Source organism: Streptomyces malaysiense (assembly GCF_000980885.2).
In the GTDB taxonomy this organism is placed as follows: domain Bacteria; phylum Actinomycetota; class Actinomycetes; order Streptomycetales; family Streptomycetaceae; genus Streptomyces; species Streptomyces malaysiense.
Genome location: NZ_LBDA02000053.1, coordinates 60,665 through 76,818, shown reverse-complemented (window position 1 = coordinate 76,818; position 16,154 = coordinate 60,665). Strand labels below are relative to the sequence as shown.

General features: G+C 73.5%; 16 protein-coding genes. 9 read left to right on the top strand and 7 right to left on the bottom strand.

The features are described from left to right. Positions 1 to 51: 51 nt before the first annotated feature. Positions 52 to 435 (bottom strand): hypothetical protein, encoded by a 384-nt coding sequence (locus tag VT52_RS22290; protein WP_046424106.1) that lies wholly within the window; start codon positions 433 to 435, stop codon positions 52 to 54. Between the two features lie 273 nt (positions 436 to 708). Here VT52_RS22290 and VT52_RS22285 point away from each other — a divergent pair, with 273 nt between their 5' ends. Continuing rightward, positions 709 to 1,512: an SGNH/GDSL hydrolase family protein gene (locus tag VT52_RS22285; protein WP_046424105.1), complete on the top strand. Its 804-nt coding sequence runs from the start codon at positions 709 to 711 to the stop codon at positions 1,510 to 1,512. A 478-nt stretch (positions 1,513 to 1,990) separates the two neighbouring features. Next, positions 1,991 to 2,260: a hypothetical protein gene (locus VT52_RS22280; RefSeq protein ID WP_037658345.1), complete on the top strand. Its 270-nt coding sequence runs from the start codon at positions 1,991 to 1,993 to the stop codon at positions 2,258 to 2,260. Between the two features lie 115 nt (positions 2,261 to 2,375). Here VT52_RS22280 and VT52_RS22275 read toward each other — a convergent pair whose 3' ends face one another. Genes VT52_RS22275 through VT52_RS22265 form a run of 3 tightly spaced genes read right to left on the bottom strand, consistent with a single transcriptional unit; the run spans position 2,376 to position 5,398 of the window. After that, positions 2,376 to 3,596 (bottom strand): CaiB/BaiF CoA transferase family protein, encoded by a 1,221-nt coding sequence (locus VT52_RS22275; RefSeq protein ID WP_046424102.1) that lies wholly within the window; start codon positions 3,594 to 3,596, stop codon positions 2,376 to 2,378. A gap of 48 nt (positions 3,597 to 3,644) precedes the next feature. After that, positions 3,645 to 4,424: an ABC transporter permease gene (locus tag VT52_RS22270; protein WP_046424100.1), complete on the bottom strand. Its 780-nt coding sequence runs from the start codon at positions 4,422 to 4,424 to the stop codon at positions 3,645 to 3,647. Then, positions 4,421 to 5,398 (bottom strand): ATP-binding cassette domain-containing protein, encoded by a 978-nt coding sequence (locus VT52_RS22265; RefSeq protein WP_046424098.1) that lies wholly within the window; start codon positions 5,396 to 5,398, stop codon positions 4,421 to 4,423. The genes VT52_RS22270 and VT52_RS22265 overlap by 4 nt, the downstream gene beginning before the upstream one ends. Before the next feature lie 61 nt (positions 5,399 to 5,459). Here VT52_RS22265 and VT52_RS22260 point away from each other — a divergent pair, with 61 nt between their 5' ends. Beyond that, the gene (locus VT52_RS22260; protein ID WP_046424097.1) at positions 5,460 to 6,164 is read left to right on the top strand and encodes a TetR/AcrR family transcriptional regulator; all 705 of its coding nucleotides are present in this window, start codon (positions 5,460 to 5,462) and stop codon (positions 6,162 to 6,164) included. Positions 6,165 to 6,175: 11 nt separating this feature from the next. Here the strand turns inward: VT52_RS22260 and VT52_RS22255 are convergent, their stop codons facing one another. The 3 genes from VT52_RS22255 to hmgA are packed head-to-tail and all read right to left on the bottom strand — an operon-like array spanning position 6,176 to position 9,465. Next, entirely contained in the window at positions 6,176 to 7,333 is a 1,158-nt protein-coding gene (locus VT52_RS22255; protein WP_046424095.1) for a type ISP restriction/modification enzyme, read from the bottom strand. A gap of 26 nt (positions 7,334 to 7,359) precedes the next feature. Then, complete coding sequence (locus VT52_RS22250; RefSeq protein WP_046424093.1) at positions 7,360 to 8,109, bottom strand: GntR family transcriptional regulator; 750 nt, start codon at positions 8,107 to 8,109, stop codon at positions 7,360 to 7,362. A gap of 45 nt (positions 8,110 to 8,154) precedes the next feature. Continuing rightward, positions 8,155 to 9,465 (bottom strand): homogentisate 1,2-dioxygenase, encoded by a 1,311-nt coding sequence (gene hmgA, locus VT52_RS22245; RefSeq protein WP_046424091.1) that lies wholly within the window; start codon positions 9,463 to 9,465, stop codon positions 8,155 to 8,157. 174 nt (positions 9,466 to 9,639) lie between these two features. On the opposite strand from hmgA, the gene VT52_RS22240 reads away from it, so the two are divergent. The 6 genes from VT52_RS22240 (at position 9,640) to VT52_RS22215 (ending at position 16,147) form a co-directional block, all read left to right on the top strand. After that, positions 9,640 to 10,221 (top strand): hypothetical protein, encoded by a 582-nt coding sequence (locus VT52_RS22240; protein WP_046424089.1) that lies wholly within the window; start codon positions 9,640 to 9,642, stop codon positions 10,219 to 10,221. Positions 10,222 to 10,285: 64 nt separating this feature from the next. Further along, positions 10,286 to 10,903, top strand: a complete 618-nt coding sequence (locus VT52_RS22235; protein ID WP_046424087.1) for a TetR/AcrR family transcriptional regulator — start codon at positions 10,286 to 10,288, stop codon at positions 10,901 to 10,903. Between the two features lie 96 nt (positions 10,904 to 10,999). Then, positions 11,000 to 13,237: a molybdopterin oxidoreductase family protein gene (locus tag VT52_RS22230; RefSeq protein ID WP_046424085.1), complete on the top strand. Its 2,238-nt coding sequence runs from the start codon at positions 11,000 to 11,002 to the stop codon at positions 13,235 to 13,237. Positions 13,238 to 13,374: 137 nt separating this feature from the next. Further along, entirely contained in the window at positions 13,375 to 14,034 is a 660-nt protein-coding gene (locus tag VT52_RS22225; protein WP_046424083.1) for a hypothetical protein, read from the top strand. Continuing rightward, positions 14,021 to 14,668: a class F sortase gene (locus VT52_RS22220; protein WP_046424081.1), complete on the top strand. Its 648-nt coding sequence runs from the start codon at positions 14,021 to 14,023 to the stop codon at positions 14,666 to 14,668. The genes VT52_RS22225 and VT52_RS22220 overlap by 14 nt, the downstream gene beginning before the upstream one ends. An 87-nt stretch (positions 14,669 to 14,755) precedes the next feature. Continuing rightward, positions 14,756 to 16,147, top strand: coding sequence for an aldehyde dehydrogenase family protein (locus tag VT52_RS22215; protein ID WP_046424079.1), 1,392 nt, complete (start codon positions 14,756 to 14,758; stop codon positions 16,145 to 16,147). The last annotated feature ends 7 nt before the right edge of the window (positions 16,148 to 16,154 follow it).

Sequence of the window (16,154 nt, the reverse complement as noted above, 5' to 3'; positions counted from 1 at the left end):
CCCGGAAGGTGTCTCACCTTTTCCATGATTGGTCCGTTGCGTCACAGTGGTTCACTTCCCTCGCTCCTGTGCGCGCGTACCGGAGTTCCGGACCCGGAGGAGCGCGAGGAGCAGCAGGAGCAGGCTCAGCGCGGCGACGGCGGCCACCCCGCCCCGGACGGACCAGTGGTGCGCCGCGAGCATCACCTGGGCCACCAGCATGTCGACGGCCACCGCGCCCGCGAGCGCGCACAGCGCACGGGCGAAGGGGTCGAGTCCGCGCAGGGCCGCGGCGAGCCCGGCGGCGGGCGCGAGCAACAGGAAGAGCAGCGTGCACGGGCCGCGCAGCGGGGAGTTCGAACCGGTGAGGGCGAGCACCGCGCCGGCCGTCGGGACGGCGGCCGCGGCGCCCGCGAGCAGGGGTGACAGTTCCCTGTTGATCCGTAAGGTGCGCATTGGCGACTTTGCCCCCCGAAGTGCCGGATGCCGGGCTTCAATGTGACGCAGGCCCGAGGGGGGCGTCAAGGCCGGGGGTGCTCAGCGGTCGCACCGGAACAGGCGTCTGAGGGGCGGTCAACATAGTTGACATGTACGCGCAATACATACGCAGTAAATGTTTGAAGACGGTCTTGTTGAGAGTCAAAAATTCTTGGCATGAACACTTCCGGTCAACGCGCGTAGTTGCTACTTAAGTTGCCGCAGACTTCCTGCTCACCTGGGAGACACACCATGAGACGTTCCCGGCTTGTCGGATTCGTTGCGCCACTCCTCCTCGCTCTCGGCCTCGGCTTCACGCAGGCGGCGTCGGCGCAGGCGGCGTCCAACAGCGGTGGCTACGTGGCGCTGGGCGATTCCTACGCCTCCGGCGTCGGTGCCGGCAGCTACATCAGCTCCAGCGGCGACTGCGACCGCAGCACCAACTCCGCGGCCTATCTGTGGAACGCCGCGCACAAGCCGGCCTCCTTCGCCTTCGACGCCTGCTCGGGCGCCACGACGGACGACGTGATGGCCGGCCAGCTCGGCTCGCTCAACTCCTCCACCTCGCTGGTGTCCATCAGCATCGGCGGCAACGACGCCGGGTTCGCGAGCGTCATGGAGACGTGCGTGCTCAACTCCGACAGCACCTGCCTGTCGGCCATCGCCACCGCGAAGTCCTACGCCACCAACACGCTGCCGGGGAAGCTCGACACCGTGTACAACGCGATCCACTCCAAGGCGCCCAACGCCCGCGTGGTCGTGATCGGTTACCCGCGCTTCTACCTGCTCGGCCAGCTCTGCCTCGGCCTGTCCGACACGAAGCGGTCGGCCATCAACGGTGCCGCCGACACCCTGGACAGCACCATCCAGACCCGCGCCTCCGCCCACGGCTTCGTCTTCGGTGACGTCCGCAGCGCCTTCTCCAGCCACGAGATCTGCTCCAGCGACTCCTGGCTCCACAGCCTCAACTGGCTGGACATCACCGAGTCCTACCACCCCACCGCCGCCGGCCAGTCCGGTGGTTACCTGCCGGCCCTCACCACCGCGGCCGGCTGACCCGAACGGGTGAGCACCTCACGGCGCACCACCGGGCCCGCCCGTCAGGGTGAACCGCCGGGCGCGTGAGATGGACCACGTTCCCGGCCGCCTCCGCACGGCTTCCTCCGCCCGCGCCACGACCGGTGCGGGCGGTCGCGGTCGCGGCGGCGGAGTGACCGCTTCCGCGCCGCCGCCGGGGCCCGTCGTCACCCTGGGGCTCCACCGGGGCGACACGCCCTTGATCACGAGGGGGCCGGCGCCCGGCGATCGTCACGCGCCGTGACGGCCGCCCGGGGCGGCGAACCGGCCTGAGCCGTCGGCCAGCCCATTGTCCAACTCGCCCTGAAACCGGTCGGATTCGGAGAGTAGCCGGCTTGGGATGGTCAACCCCCTTACGGGGAAGGTGAATCCTGAGGGCGCGATACACGAGTGCCCCGGTGGGGAGATAGGGTTACCCTGCCCGGGGCCGGGTGGACTCGTACGGGTGGGGAGTGACATGGAACAGATAACAGTGCGCAGCAGGGCCAGGGTCCCTGCGATCACCTGCGGGAGCAGCGCGACCAGCTCGCGCCTCGACCGGCATCTGGCGGTGCTGGGCGGTCCCGCCATACCGCAGCAGAAGACCGTGGAGGCGACCTCGCTCATGCGGGAGCTGACGGCGCGGGACACCCGGCGCACGCACAGCGACCGGGGCGCGCGGGTCCGCCGGGTCTCTCTCTTCGCGCCCCTGCGCCGACTGCGTCGTTCGCTGTTCGGCGGTCACTAGCCGGTCCCCGACCGGCCGCTGATCCGGCCCCGATCCGGCCACTGATCCCCCTTGAGCGCCCGTCCGGCGCTCACCGGGTGAACCGACGGTCCCGGACCCCGTCCAGGGCCCGCGCTCAGGCCGCCACACCGTCCCGGCGCAGCGCTGCGATCTCGCCGTCCGTCATCCCCACGGCACGCAGCAGCGCCCCGGTGTGCTGCCCGAGTGCGGGCACGTCGCCCATCCGCGCCTCGCCCCCGCCCGGCAGTGTGAGGGGCGGGAGCAGCGCCCGCAACGGCCCCACCGGCGAACCCACCTGACGCCACCGCTCCCGCGCCGCGAGCTGCGGATGCTCCGCCAACTCGCGCAGATCCCGCAGCCGGGCACAGGCGAGGCCCGCCCGCTCCAGCCGGGCCAGCGCCTCGTCGGTGTCCAGCGCGCCGAGGGCCCGCGCCACCGACGCGTCCGTCTCCGCCCGGTGCGCGACCCGCGCCGCGTTCGTCGCGAACAGCGGATCCGTCCCCAACTCGGGCCGCTCCATGACCTGTTCGGCCAGGCGCCGCCACTCCCGGTCGTTCTGCACCGACAGCAGCACCTGCCCGCCGTCCGCCGTCGCGTAGGCGTCGTAGGGCGCGATGACGGGATGCGCGAGACCGGTGCGCGCCGGGGGCTCGCCGCCGTGCATCGTGTGGTGCAGCGGATGCCCCATCCACTCCGCCAGCGAGTCCAGCAGGGACACCTCCACCGGCCCGCCGCGCCCGGTGACGCCCCGCCGCACCAGCGCCGCGAGCACCCCCGAGAAGGCGTACATGGCCGCCGCGATGTCCGCCGCCGGGATCCCCGCCTTCACCGGCCGTTCGGGCGTCCCGGTGACCGACACCAGGCCCGCCTCGCACTGCACCAGCATGTCGTAGGCCCGCTTGTCCGCGTACGGACCGCCGGGGCCGTAGCCCGAGATGTCCACGGCGATCAGCCGCGGATACGCCGCGCACAGGGTGGCCGCGTCCAGGCCGAGCCGGGCCGCGGCCCCGTGCGCCAGGTTCTGCACGAACACGTCCGCGTCCGCGAGCAGTCGCCGTACGACCTCCAGGCCGCGCGGATCCTTCAGGTCCAGGGCGAGGGACTCCTTGCCCCGGTTGCACCACACGAAGTGCGAGGCGAGACCGCCCGCCGCGGTGTCGTAGCCCCGCGCGAAGTCGCCCCCGTCCACCCGCTCCACCTTGATGACGCGGGCCCCCAGATCGGCGAGCTGCCGGGTCGCGAAGGGCGCGGCCACGGCCTGTTCGACGGCCACGACGGTGATGCCCTCCAGGGGCGGCGGCTGGGGTGCCGGTGGGTGTTCCGCGAGGTGTTCCATGGGGTGGATGATCTCCCCCCTCGCGCGGGTCTGTCAGTACCGCGCGGGTCACACGCCGCGGCCGTGGCGACGCACGGCCGGCGGCAGGAACACCGCGATCAGGGCGAGGCTCCAGACGAGCGCCCCGGCGACCGGATGGGCCACCGGCCAGGCGGCGCCCCGCGGCACGGGCGCGTTGCCGAACAGGTCCCGCAGGGCGGTGGTCACCGCGCTGATCGGGTTCCACTCGGCGATCGTGCGCAGCCAGCCGGGCAGATTCCCGGTCGGGATGTAGGCGTCGGACAGCAGTGGCAGCACGAAGGAGGAGGCGCCGAGCTGCCCGGCCGCGTCCTCGCTGCGGGTGAGCAGGCCCAGATGGATGCCGGCGCAGGTGCAGGCGAACCGGAAGAGCAGCAACAGCCCCACCGCGCCCATGGCTTCGGGCACCGATCCCTCGATCCGCCAGCCCACCGCGAGCCCCACCAGCAGCAGCGGCACCATGCCGAGGGCGGTGACCACGAGGTCCGCGGCGGCCTGCGCCAGAGGGACGGCGGCCCGGCTCACCGGCAGCGTCCGGAACCGGTCCGTCACGCCCCGGTGGGTGTCCGCGGCGGCCTGGAACATCCCGGTCATCAGCCCGCCCGCCGCGGTCGAGACCAGCAGTCCCGGCACCAGGAAGGCGCGGTACTCGCGGCCGGGCAGGGCCAGCGCGCTGCCGAAGACATAGCCGAAGAACAGGAGCATGTTGACCGGCATCATCTGGGTCAGGAGCGCGAGCCCCGGACTGTTGCGGACCCGGCGCAGTTGCCGTCCCGTCAGGGCGATCGTGTCGTACGCCAACGTGCTCATGCCGCCTGCTCCTCGGTGGGGTCGGTCTCGGTACGGGGCGTGCTCGCGGTTCCGGTGAGCCGCAGGAAGACGTCGTCCAGGGTGGGCGGGCGCAGGCTCGCGTCCAGCAACGGGACGCCCGCCGCGTCGAGTTCGCGCACCAGGCGGGGCAGGGTCAGCGTCGGGTCGGTGGTCAGGACGCCGGCGGCGGCGCGTTCGCGGTGCAGCGCCGGCTCCCGTCCGGTGAGCCGGTCGAGCACGGCGGCCGCCGTGCCGAGCGCGTCCGGGTGGGCGACCACGGCCTCGGCGTACCACCCTATGAGCGCCTTGAGTTCGGCGGGCGAGCCGGTGTGCGCGATCCGGCCCCGGTCCATCAGGGCGATGTCGTCGGCGAGTTGATCGGCCTCCTCCAGGTACTGCGTGGTCAGCAGCACCGTCGTACCGTCCGCGGTGAGGTCCCGTACCGCCTGCCGGACGTAGCCGCGGCCCGCCGGGTCGAGGCCGGTGGTCGGCTCGTCCAGGAAGAGCACCTCCGGGCGGCGCACGAGGCTCGCGGCGAGGTCCAGGCGGCGTCGCATGCCGCCCGAGTAGGTGGCGGCCCGGCGGTCGGCGCACTCCGTGAGGCCGAAGCGTTCCAGCAGTTCGCCGGCGCGTGCGGCGGGCCCCCGGACCCGGTGCAGCCGGGCGAACAGCCGCAGGTTCTCCCGGCCGGTCAGATCGCCGTCGACCGAGGCGTACTGTCCGGTGACCGCGATCAGGGTCCGTACCGCGGCGGCCTCCCGGACCAGATCGCGGCCGGCGATCCGCGCGGAGCCGGCGTCCGGCCGCAGCAGCGTGGTCAACAGGCGGACGGCGGTCGTCTTCCCGGCGCCGTTGGGCCCCAGCAGCCCGCAGACCGTGCCCCGGGCGATCGCCAGATCGAGCCCGCGCAGGGCGGGGACGGCGCCGAAGCGCTTCTCCAGACCTTCACTAAGTACAGCGTACGTAGTTGGCATGCGCCGACCATAGCGCACTACGTACGGTGTACGTAACTAGGATGGTGACCGAGGTGATGACATGGCAGTCCGAGGGGCCGTACCCGAGGTGATCTGGGCGCGCCCCGAGCGCACCGGACGGGGGCCGAAACCGGCGTACACCCGTGACGACATCGCGGCCGCCGCCGTGCGGATCGCCGACGCGCGCGGGCTCGACGCGGTGTCCATGCGCCAGGTCGCGGCGGAGCTGGGGTGCGGGACCATGTCCCTGTACAACTACGTGCCGCGCAAGGAGGACCTGTACGAGCTGATGGTGGACGCCGTCGGCGCGGAGCACGCCCTGTGGCCGCCGAGCGGTGACTGGCGGGCGGACCTGACCCGGGTGGCGCACGAGGCGCGCGCGCTGATGCGCCGGCATCCGTGGCTGCCGCGCCTGATGTCACCCGTCTACGGGTTCAGCCCGCACACCCTGCGCTATCTGGAGCACTGCCTGGCCTGCCTGGACCCGCTGGAGGCCCCGTACGGCACGAAGCTCGAACTCATCGCCATGCTCAACGGCGTGGTGACGACGTACATGCGCAACGAGCTGGACACCGCCGAGCGGGTGCGGGCGCTGCCGTGGTCGCAGGACGAGGAGAACGCGGTGCGGGGGGCCTACCTCGCGCGGCAGGTGGCGTCCGGGGCGTATCCGAGGATGGCGGCGGCGTTCGCCGAGGACCCCGGGCCGATCGATCTGGAGGCCGTCTTCGAGCGGGCGCTCGGGAGGGTTCTCGACGCGTACGCGTGAACCCGGCCACGTCACAGCAGCGCGAACTGGCCTTCCGGGCCCTCTTCGGGGTGGTCCAGGACCGAGGCGGGCAGGCGGGAGGGGCGTGGGGGCGGGAGGACGGCCGAGCGGACGAGGTCCGTCGCCGTGATCGACGAGGTGACCTCCAGCCGGGCCGTGCGCGAGCGGGCCTCCGCCAGCAGCGCCAGCACCGTGATCAGCTCCAGCAGCTCCGAGGTCCACGACTGGAGCCAGGCGGCGGGCCGGATCGCCTCCAGGGTGCCGGGGGCGCCGGGTGCCGTGCGTGCGGCGAACCAGGACTCCAGGACCCGGACCCCGTCCAGCTCGTAGTCCCAGGCCCCCGCGGGGACGGGGGAGACGCGGCCCTCGTCCAGGTGGAGGGCCTCCTCCTCGGGGTCGTAGCGGAGGGTGGCCGGGCGGGGCGGCAGCGGGGCGCGCACATAGGGGCGGCGGCCGCCGGGGAGCCGGGGGCGGTCGCCGTCGCGGCGCAGCAGCCAGAGCAGCCGGTGGCCGGACGACACACCGGACGACCACAGCCGGGCGTCGTCGGTCAGCGGGACCGTGTGGTCGGGGCGGCCCGTGGCCAGGAACCAGGCCGCCAGGTCGAGGGGGGTGACCTCGACGCCGAGGCGGGCCGACAGATGGTCCAGGAGGCCGGGCGCCAGGTTGGGTTCCGCGGCGGCCGGGCGGCGGTGGAGGGGCCGGACGCGCCCGGTGCGCAGGGTGGGCAGCAGGGCGGTGGCCAGCAACGGGTGGTGCTCGTCGGGGGTTTCCACCAGGAAGACCTGCCGCTCGTCCGCCACCCGCCACAGCTCCGGGCGGGCCACGTCGAGCAGCCGGTGGTCCGGGATCAGCCACTGCTCGTCGAAGGGCGCCGCCAGCACGCGCACCGGCTCCGCGCACGGGCCCGCGGCGCGCGCCAGGCGCTCCGTGCCGGTGGGCCGGCCCGGCAGCTGGCCCACGGCCGAGTGCAGGGTGCGGGCCCTGCTCGGCTCGAACAGGGCCTCGCGGTCCGGGGGTTCCGCCTTCAGCAGGGCGTCCCAGCGGGCCCTCAGACAGGCCGGATCGGGGGCCGTCGGCCAGGCGCGGCCCGGCCGCGGCGGTGCGACGGACCACGGCATGAGGTCCGCCAGCAGCGGAGCGTCGTCGTCGTACGGCACGCTGGGCATCGTACGGTCCCGGCGGCCCGCGCGGGTCAGGTGGCGTCCAAGGTCACCGTGAAGGAGAAGCGGTCGCCCCGGTAGTGGATCACCGCCACGTCCAGCACCCGGCCCTCGGTGTCGTAGGTGACGCCGGTGTAGTGCAGGATCGGGCTGAGCAGCGGGACCTGGAGAAGGCGGGCGGTCTCCGGGTCGGCGAGCCGGGCTTCCACCGTGTCCGTGATCCGGCTGATGTCCGCCCTGACGACGTCCCGCAGCACCTTCGTCATCGGCCAGCGCACCAGATCGTCCAGGTCGATCCGCTCGGCCAGTTCGGGGCGCACGTGGTTGACGGCGTGGTTGGTCGGCTCGCCGGTCTGCTCGTCGAAGCGCAGCCGGTGGTACGCCGCCACCTCGGTGAGCCCCGGGAAGTGCTCGGTGAGCCCGCCCGGCACCGGCGCGGGCCCGTGGGCCAGCAACTCCGTGCGCATCCCGGACTGCTGGGCCACGATCGCGTCCACCGAGCCCAGCAGCCGCACCGGGGTGCCGCGCCGCGCGTCGGGCTCGATGAACGTGCCGCGCCGCCGGTGCCGGCTGATCAGGCCCTCGTCCTCCAGCTCCTTCAACGCCTGCCGCATGGTCAGCACGCTCACGCCGTAGTGCTCCGCCAGGCGCTCCTCGGTGGGCAGGCGCAGCGGGTCCGCGGGCGAGCGGCCCAGTATCGAGGCGCGCAGCGACTGCGACACCTGGTACCAGAGCGGCAGCTTGCGGTTCAGGACGATCGAGTCAGGGGCGAATGAGGTCACGCTGATATCCGTACCGGGTCGGGAACAACGGGCGCAACAGAGCTGTCAGATACGGAAGTTGCGCGTCAGGCCCTGCCATACGTCGTCGTACCCCCGCTGGAGGTGGTCGGCGCCGGCCGCGTCCGGGGTGAGCGTCAGCGGCCAGCGGGTCTCGAACATGAAGGCCAGGCCGTCGTCGATCTTCTGCGGCTTCAGCTCGGCCTCGCTCGCCCGGTCGAACGTCTCCCGGTCCGGGCCGTGCGCCGACATCATGTTGTGCAGCGAGCCGCCGCCCGGCACGAAGCCCTCCGCCTTCGCGTCGTAGGCGCCCTCGATCAGACCCATGTACTCGCTCATCACGTTCCGGTGGAAGTACGGCGGCCGGAAGGTGTCCTCGCCCACCAGCCAGCGCGGCGCGAAGACGACGAAGTCGACGCCGGCCAGGCCCGGGGTGTCCGACGGGGAGGTCAGGACCGTGAAGACGGACGGGTCCGGGTGGTCGTAGGAGATCGTGCCGATCACATTGAAACGGCGCAGGTCGTAGACGTACGGCACATGGTTGCCGTGCCAGGCGACCACGTCGAGCGGCGAGTGGTCGTACGTGGCGGTCCAGAGGTTGCCGCAGAACTTGTTCACCACCTCCACCGGGCCCTCGGTCTCCTCGTACGCGGCGACCGGCGCCCGGAAGTCACGTGCGTTGGCGAGCCCGTTGGCGCCGATCGGGCCGAGGTCGGGCAGCCGGAACGGCGCCCCGTAGTTCTCGCACACATAGCCGCGGGCCGACTCGTCGAGCAGCTCCACCCGGAACCGCACCCCGCGCGGGACCAGCGCCACGTGCGCGGGCTCCACGCGCAGCCGCCCGAACTCGGTGTGCAGCAGCAGCCCGCCGCGCTCCGGGACGATCAGCAACTCGCCGTCGGCGTCCGAGAAGACGCGCTCCATCGAGGCGTTGGCGTGGTACAGGTGCACGGCCATGCCCGCCCGCTGGGTCGCGTCGCCGTTGCCGCCGAGCGTCCACAGGCCCGCGAGGAAGTCGGTGCCCGGGGCCGGCTCGGGCAGCGGGTTCCAGCGCAGCCGGTTCGGGTCGGGCACGGTCTCGGTGAAGGGCGCCGTACGGATCGAGCCGCCCGCGGTGCGGGTGAACCGCGGGTGCGCGGCCGACGGGCGGATCCGGTACAGCCAGGAGCGGCGGTTGTGCGCCCGCGGCTCGGTGAACGCCGCGCCGCTCAGCTGCTCCGCGTACAGCCCGAACGGTGCGCGCTGCGGCGAGTTGCGGCCCTCGGGCAGGGCGCCCGGTACCGCCTCCGAGGCGTGCTCGTTGCCGAACCCGGACAGATAGGACAGATCCTCGGCCCTTTTGCGCGCGTCCCCGCTCATGGTCGCCCCCACGCTCCTCTGCGCTTGTTGACTGCGTCCGTTCATTCCTATGGGACACCGTAGGAATGAGCGGGGCCCGGCGCAAGAGGGCGGGGCCTCCTCCCTCCGGGGTAGGGCCGGAACCCGACTTCAGGTGGATACCCGGGCCCGCCCCCGTGTTCTACGCTCCCGGGCATGTCGTGGACGAAGACCCGAGGCCGCCTGGCCGCGCTCGCGGTGTGCCTCCTGCTGCCCCTCGGCGTGGCCGGCTGCGGCACGGCGCACGGGGGTCCGGGTCCCGGCGGGGGCGCGAGCGCGGGGGCGGCCGGCGCGGAATCGCCCTCGCCCGTCGGCAAGGTCCTCGACGACACCGACGACAGCGGCCGCCACCTGCGCGAGGTCGGCGGCAAGGACGCCCCCGAGGTCGGCGTCGAGGTCACCCCGGCCTCCGCCGACGGCTGGGACGTGCGGCTGACGTTCCACCGCTTCCGGGTCTCCACGCGCGGCGCGCGCCCGACCGCGGTGACCGGGCGTGGGCCCGCCTGCCTCTTCGTGGACGGCCGCCGGGTCGCCCGGCTGTACGCGCCCCGGTACCGGCTGCCCGGCCGGCTCGTCCCGCACGGCACCCACCAGGTCACCGCCCGCCTGTACGCCGACGACGGCACGGTGTGGGCCGTGCACGGCAAGCCGGTCCAGAGCACCGCCGACATAACGGTGTCGGACACCCGTCCGCCGGGTACCCCGCCCGCGAGCGCCGCCCGCCTGTCGGACGGCTGAGGGCTTCCCGCGCGCTTCTCCGTACCCTGGGACCAGGTTCACCGGACCCCTGCGGAAAGGCATCATGAAGCCCGTGCCCCACGCGACCCCCCTCCGCCGCGCCCCCGTCCAGCGGCGCAGTGCCGAAAGGCTGACCAGGATCCTCGACGCCTGCGCCGAACTCCTCGACGAGATGGGCTACGACGGCCTGAGCACCCGCGCCGTCGCGGTGCGCGCCGGCGTGCCCATCGGCTCGGTCTACCGCTTCTTCGGCAACAAACGGCAGATGGCCGACGCCCTCGCACAACGCAATCTGGCGCTGTACACCGAGCGTGTCGTCGAGCGCCTGGAACGGGCGGCGGCGGGGGACTGGCGGGCCGCGATGGACGCCGTCCTGGACGAGTACCTGGAGATGAAGCGCACCGCGCCCGGCTTCTCCCTGATCGACTTCGGCAACCAGATCCCGGTCGGCGCCCGCCAGACGGAGCCCAACAGCCGGGTCGCCGACCGGCTTTCCGACCTGCTCGCCGGCTATATCGGCCGCACCCCCGACGGCGAGCTGCGGCGGGCTTTCCTGGTCGCCGTGGAGAGCGCGGACACCTTGGTCCAACTGGCCTTCCGGCTCGATCCGGCGGGCGACGAGGCGATCATCCACGAGACCCGGGAACTGCTGCGGGCCTACCTGGGGCGGCTGCTGGACTGACCGGTCGGCCGCAGGGGCTCCCGGACATGCCAACCGGTCGGTAGGCTCCCGTCGAGCCCGCGCTCCCGCGCCGCCGCCTACCTTCCGGGAGGACCCGTGTCCCGCACCGCCCTGCGTGTCTGCCCCCTGTGCGAGGCCACGTGCGGACTGAGCCTCACCATCGAGGGCGGCCGGGTCACCGGCGCCCGCGGCGACGCCGAGGACGTCTTCAGCAAGGGCTTCATCTGCCCCAAGGGCGCCGCCTTCGGTGCCCTCGACGCCGACCCCGACCGGCTGCGCACGCCCCTCGTCCGGGAGGACGGGCGGCTGCGCGAGGCCGGCTGGGAAGAGGCGTTCGACAGGGTCGCCGCCGGGCTGCGCCCCACGGTGGAGCGGTACGGCCCCGACGCGGTCGGCGTGGTCCTCGGCAACCCCAATGTGCACACCATGGCCGGTGCCCTCTACCCGCCGCTGCTGCTCGGCGCCCTGCGCACCCGGAGCCTGTTCACCGCGTCCACGGTGGACCAGATGCCCAAGCACGTCGCCGCCGGGCTGCTGTTCGGCGACGCCCACGCCATCGCCGTACCGGACCTGGACCGCACCGACCATCTGCTGCTCATCGGCGCCAACCCCCTGGAGTCCAACGGCAGTCTGTGCACGGCTCCCGACTTCCCCGGCCGCCTCAAGGCGCTCAGGGCGCGCGGCGGGCGCCTGACCGTGGTGGACCCGCGCCGCACCCGTACCGCCCGGCTCGCCGACCGGCACGTGGCGATCCGGCCCGGTGCCGACGCCCTGCTGCTCGCCGCGATGGCCCGGACGCTGTTCGCGGAGGACCTGGTCGACCTCGCCGGTCTCGCCCCGCACGTCGAGGGCGTCGGGGAACTCCGGGCGGCGCTCGCCGACTTCACCCCCGAGTCCGTCGCCGCCGCCTGCGACGTCGAGGCGGACGTCATCCGGGCCCTCGCCCGTGAACTCGCCGCCGCCCCGACCGCCGCCGTCTACGCCCGCATCGGCAGCTGCACCGTCCCGCACGGCACCCTCGCGAGCTGGCTGGTCGACGTGCTGAACATCCTCACCGGCAATCTGGACCGCCCCGGCGGCGCCCTCTTCCCGCTGGCCGCCACCGCCAGGACCCCCCGCCGGGCGGGCCCCGGCCACGGTTTCCAGCTGGGCCGCTGGCACTCGCGGGTGCGCCGGCTGCCGGAGGCCAAGGGCGAGTTGCCGCTCGCCGCGCTCGCCGAGGAGATCGACACCGCGACCGGGGAGGGCGAGCCGATCCGGGCCCTGATCGTCGTGGCCGCCAACCCGGTGCTCTCCGCGCCCGACGGCGACCGCCTGGACAAGGCCCTCGCCTCCCTCGACTTCATGGTGAGCGTCGACCCGTACCTCAACGAGACCTCGCGCCACGCGCACGTCGTGCTGCCCCCTCCGCCGCCCTCCCAGAGCCCGCACCACGACTTCGTGTTCAACGCCTTCGCCGTGCGCAACCAGGTCCGCTACAACCGGGCCGCGCTCCCGCTGGAGCCCGGCCGGATGGCCGAGACCGAGATCCTCGCCCGGCTCACCCTCGCGGCCACCGGCATGCACGGCGCGGACCCCGGGTCGGTGGACGCCCTGGTCGTCGAGCAGACCCTCGCCAAGGCCGTACGGGACCCCGACTCGGCCGTGTACGGCCGTGATCCGGGCGAACTGGCCGGGCTGCTCAGCGGCGACCGCGGCCCCGAGCGCCGGCTCGACCTGATGCTGCGCCTCGGCCCCTACGGCGACGGCTTCGGCGCCCGGCCGGACGGCCTGACCCTGGCCGCGCTGCTCGCCCGGCCGCACGGCATCGACTTCGGACCGCTGCGCCCGCGCCTGCCCGGACCGCTCAAGACCCGCAGCGGGAAAGTGGAGTTGCTGCCCGGCCCGCTCGCCGCCGACCTGCCCCGGCTGCGCGCCGCCCGTGACGAACGCCCCGCCGGTCTCGTCCTCGTCGGCCGCCGCCATCTGCGCTCCAACAACAGCTGGATGCACAACGTGCCCGCTCTGACCGGCGGCAGCAACCGCTGCACCCTGCACCTGCACCCCGAGGACGCGGACCGGCTCGGCGTCCGGGACGGCGCACAGGTGCGGGTCAAGGGCGCCGGGGGAGAGGTGGTCGCACCGGCCGAGGTCACCGACGCGGTACGCCCCGGCGTGGTCAGCCTGCCGCACGGCTGGGGTCACGGCCGCCCCGGCACCCGGCTCGGCCACGCCGCCACCACCCCGGGCGTCAACGTCAACCAACTCCTGGACGGGAGCCTGCTCGATCCGCTGTCGGGCAACGCGGTCCTCAACGGGATCCCCGTCGAGGTGAGCGCGGTGCCGCCGCGCTAGTCATATCGTCACATTGCGCCGCCAGGGGGATATCTGACGGCGCGCCGGGCGTCGATGCCCCCTGCCGTCGTGTGCATTGGGCAGAGTCCAGACGAGATCGATTTGTATGAAAATCGTCTGACTCGGAGGAAATGCGCATGCCCACCCGGACATTCCCACGCACCGCCGGTACCCGCGCCGGCGCCACCGTCGTCCTGACCGCTCTCGCCGCGGCGGGTGCGTCGTGGGTGGCGGCACCGACCGCCATGGCCCAAGGGGAGAACGGCGACATCAGAGTCCACCGGGTCGGCACGCCCTTCGGCGTCTCGAAGGACGACCCCACGGTCTGCCGGTTCTACCTGGACGCCGTCAACTTCGACGTCCTGCCCGTCATCGCCTACACCATCACGCCGCAGCCCCCGCTGCCCACCTCCGCCACCGTCACCGGCACCATCCAGCTGGCCGGGGGCGCCGGGCACACCGACCCGCTGGGGCTCGCCGACGGCCAGTACCGGGTCACCTGGACCGTGGCCGGGGCCCTCAAGGAGAAGGTCTTCCGGGTCAACTGCCGGGAGAACGGCGCCCAGGGAGCGCCCGGCCAGATCGAGGACCACCAGCAGGAGCACAACGACACCAGCTGGGGCCAGAGCGGCGACCACAGCGACCCGCAGGGCGGGGTGCACGCCGGTGGCGGCGGTCTCGTCGACACCGCGGCCGCGTACTCCCCGGTGGGCGCCGCCGCGGCGGTGGGTCTGATCGCGGTCGGCGGGGCCGCGTACGTCCGGCGCAGCCGCCGTCGCCCCCATGGCGCCGCGTAGGCGCAGACGCAGGCCCTGGTACCGGACCCGCGCCTATCGCCTCGCCAGGACGGCCGTCCTCACGGCCGTCCTGGTGACGCTCGTCAACCGGTGCGGGGACGACGGCCCGCCGGACCACGCGCAGGCCGTCGCCGCCGGGGTGGACCCGGCCGGGGCCGCCGGCTCGGCCCGCCCGCTGCCCCGGTCCCGGCCCACCTCCCTGCGCATCCCCTCCCTCGGCATCGACGCCCGGATCGTCGGCGTACGGCTGGGCAGGGACCGGCAGTTGGAGACGCCGCCGTTCGACCGTCCCGAGGCGGCCGGCTGGTACGAGGGCGGCGCCACCCCCGGCGAGGCGGGCACCGCGATCGCCGTCGGCCACCGCGACACCCCCTCCGGGCCCGCCGTGTTCGCCGCACTCCCGATGGTCAAGCCCGGCAAGACGATCGAGGCGCGGCGCGCGGACGGCCGTACCGCCGTCTACACCGTGGACCGGGTGCAGGTCTTCGACAAGTCAGGCTTCCCCGACAAGGAGGTGTACGGTCGCTCCCGCCGCCCGGAACTGCGCGTGCTCACCTGCGGGGGCCTGTACAGCAGGCGCACCGGGTACAGCAGCAACGTGGTGGTGTTCGCCCATCTCACCGCGACCAGGTGAGTCCGCTCGGCGAGAGCGTCTGGCGCCGGAAAACTATCGCCGCTAGTTTGTGGGGCGGACGACGCGCATCCGCCGGGAGGAAGCAGCATGAAGGCACACGACGGTCTGTACATCGACGGCGGCTGGCGCCCCGCCGCGCGCCCGGACGATGTGATCGAGGTCGTGAACCCGGCCGACGAGCAGGTCATCGCCCGGGTCCCGGCCGCCGGGGCGCAGGACGTGGACGCCGCCGTGCGTGCGGCCCGTGCCGCCCTGCCCGGCTGGGCCGCCACACCCCCCGCCGAGCGCGCGGCCCGCCTGACCGCGCTGCGGGACACGCTGGCGGCCCGCAGGCAGGAGATCGCCGAGACGGTCACCGCCGAGCTCGGCTCGCCGCCCGCGTTCTCGGAGGCCGTGCACGCGGGCCTGCCCATCGCGGTCGCCGGCACCTATGCCGAACTCGCCGCGAGCCGCCCCTTCGAGGAGCAGGTCGGCAACTCCACCGTCCTGCACGAGCCCGTCGGCGTGGTCGGCGCGATCACCCCCTGGAACTACCCGCTGCACCAGATCGTCGCCAAGGTCGCCCCGGCGCTCGCCGCCGGCTGCACGATCGTCCTCAAGCCCGCCGAGGACACCCCCCTCACCGCCCAGCTGTTCGCCGAGGCGGTGCACGAGGCGGGTGTCCCGGCGGGCGTGTTCAACCTCGTCACCGGCCTCGGACCGGTCGCCGGGCAGGCCCTGGCCGAGCACCCGGACGTGGACCTGGTCTCCTTCACCGGCTCCACCGCCGTCGGCCGCCGCATCGGCGCGCTGGCCGGCGGGGCCGTGAAGCGGGTCGCCCTCGAACTCGGCGGCAAGTCCGCCAACGTCGTCCTGCCGAGCGCCGACCTCGCCAAGGCGGTCAACGTCGGCGTCGCCAACGTGATGTCCAACTCCGGGCAGACCTGCAGCGCCTGGACCCGGATGCTGGTCCACCGCGACCGGTACGAGGAGGCCGTCGAACTGGCCGCGGCCGCCGCCGCCAAGTACGGCGACCGCATCGGACCGCTGGTCAACGCCACGCAGCGGGCGCGGGTGCGCGGCTACATCGAGAAGGGCGTCGCGGAGGGCGCCCGCCTCGTCACGGGCGGGCCCGAGGCGCCCCGCGAGAAGGGCTACTTCGTCAGCCCGACCGTCTTCGCCGACGTCACACCCGAGATGACCATCGCCCAGGAGGAGATCTTCGGCCCGGTCCTCTCGGTCCTCGCCTACGAGGACGAGGACGACGCCCTGCGCATCGCCAACGGCACGGTGTACGGCCTGGCCGGCGCGGTCTGGGCCGGCGACGAGGACGAGGCGGTGGCCTTCGCCCGGCGCATGGACACCGGACAGGTCGACATCAACGGCGGCCGCTTCAACCCGCGCGCGCCGTTCGGTGGCTACAAGCAGTCCGGGGTCGGCCGGGAACTCGGCGGCCACGGCCTCGACGAGTACCTCCAGACCAAGTCCTTCCAGTTCTAGAGGAGTC

Coding starts and splice junctions, on each gene's coding strand:
- VT52_RS22290 (WP_046424106.1), bottom strand. CDS start 435: ATGCGCACCTTACGGATCAACAGGGAACTGTCACCCCTGCTCGCGGGC.
- VT52_RS22285 (WP_046424105.1), top strand. CDS start 709: ATGAGACGTTCCCGGCTTGTCGGATTCGTTGCGCCACTCCTCCTCGCT.
- VT52_RS22280 (WP_037658345.1), top strand. CDS start 1,991: ATGGAACAGATAACAGTGCGCAGCAGGGCCAGGGTCCCTGCGATCACC.
- VT52_RS22275 (WP_046424102.1), bottom strand. CDS start 3,596: ATGGAACACCTCGCGGAACACCCACCGGCACCCCAGCCGCCGCCCCTG.
- VT52_RS22270 (WP_046424100.1), bottom strand. CDS start 4,424: ATGAGCACGTTGGCGTACGACACGATCGCCCTGACGGGACGGCAACTG.
- VT52_RS22265 (WP_046424098.1), bottom strand. CDS start 5,398: ATGCCAACTACGTACGCTGTACTTAGTGAAGGTCTGGAGAAGCGCTTC.
- VT52_RS22260 (WP_046424097.1), top strand. CDS start 5,460: ATGGCAGTCCGAGGGGCCGTACCCGAGGTGATCTGGGCGCGCCCCGAG.
- VT52_RS22255 (WP_046424095.1), bottom strand. CDS start 7,333: ATGCCCAGCGTGCCGTACGACGACGACGCTCCGCTGCTGGCGGACCTC.
- hmgA (WP_046424091.1), bottom strand. CDS start 9,465: ATGAGCGGGGACGCGCGCAAAAGGGCCGAGGATCTGTCCTATCTGTCC.
- VT52_RS22240 (WP_046424089.1), top strand. CDS start 9,640: ATGTCGTGGACGAAGACCCGAGGCCGCCTGGCCGCGCTCGCGGTGTGC.
- VT52_RS22235 (WP_046424087.1), top strand. CDS start 10,286: ATGAAGCCCGTGCCCCACGCGACCCCCCTCCGCCGCGCCCCCGTCCAG.
- VT52_RS22225 (WP_046424083.1), top strand. CDS start 13,375: ATGCCCACCCGGACATTCCCACGCACCGCCGGTACCCGCGCCGGCGCC.
- VT52_RS22220 (WP_046424081.1), top strand. CDS start 14,021: ATGGCGCCGCGTAGGCGCAGACGCAGGCCCTGGTACCGGACCCGCGCC.
- VT52_RS22215 (WP_046424079.1), top strand. CDS start 14,756: ATGAAGGCACACGACGGTCTGTACATCGACGGCGGCTGGCGCCCCGCC.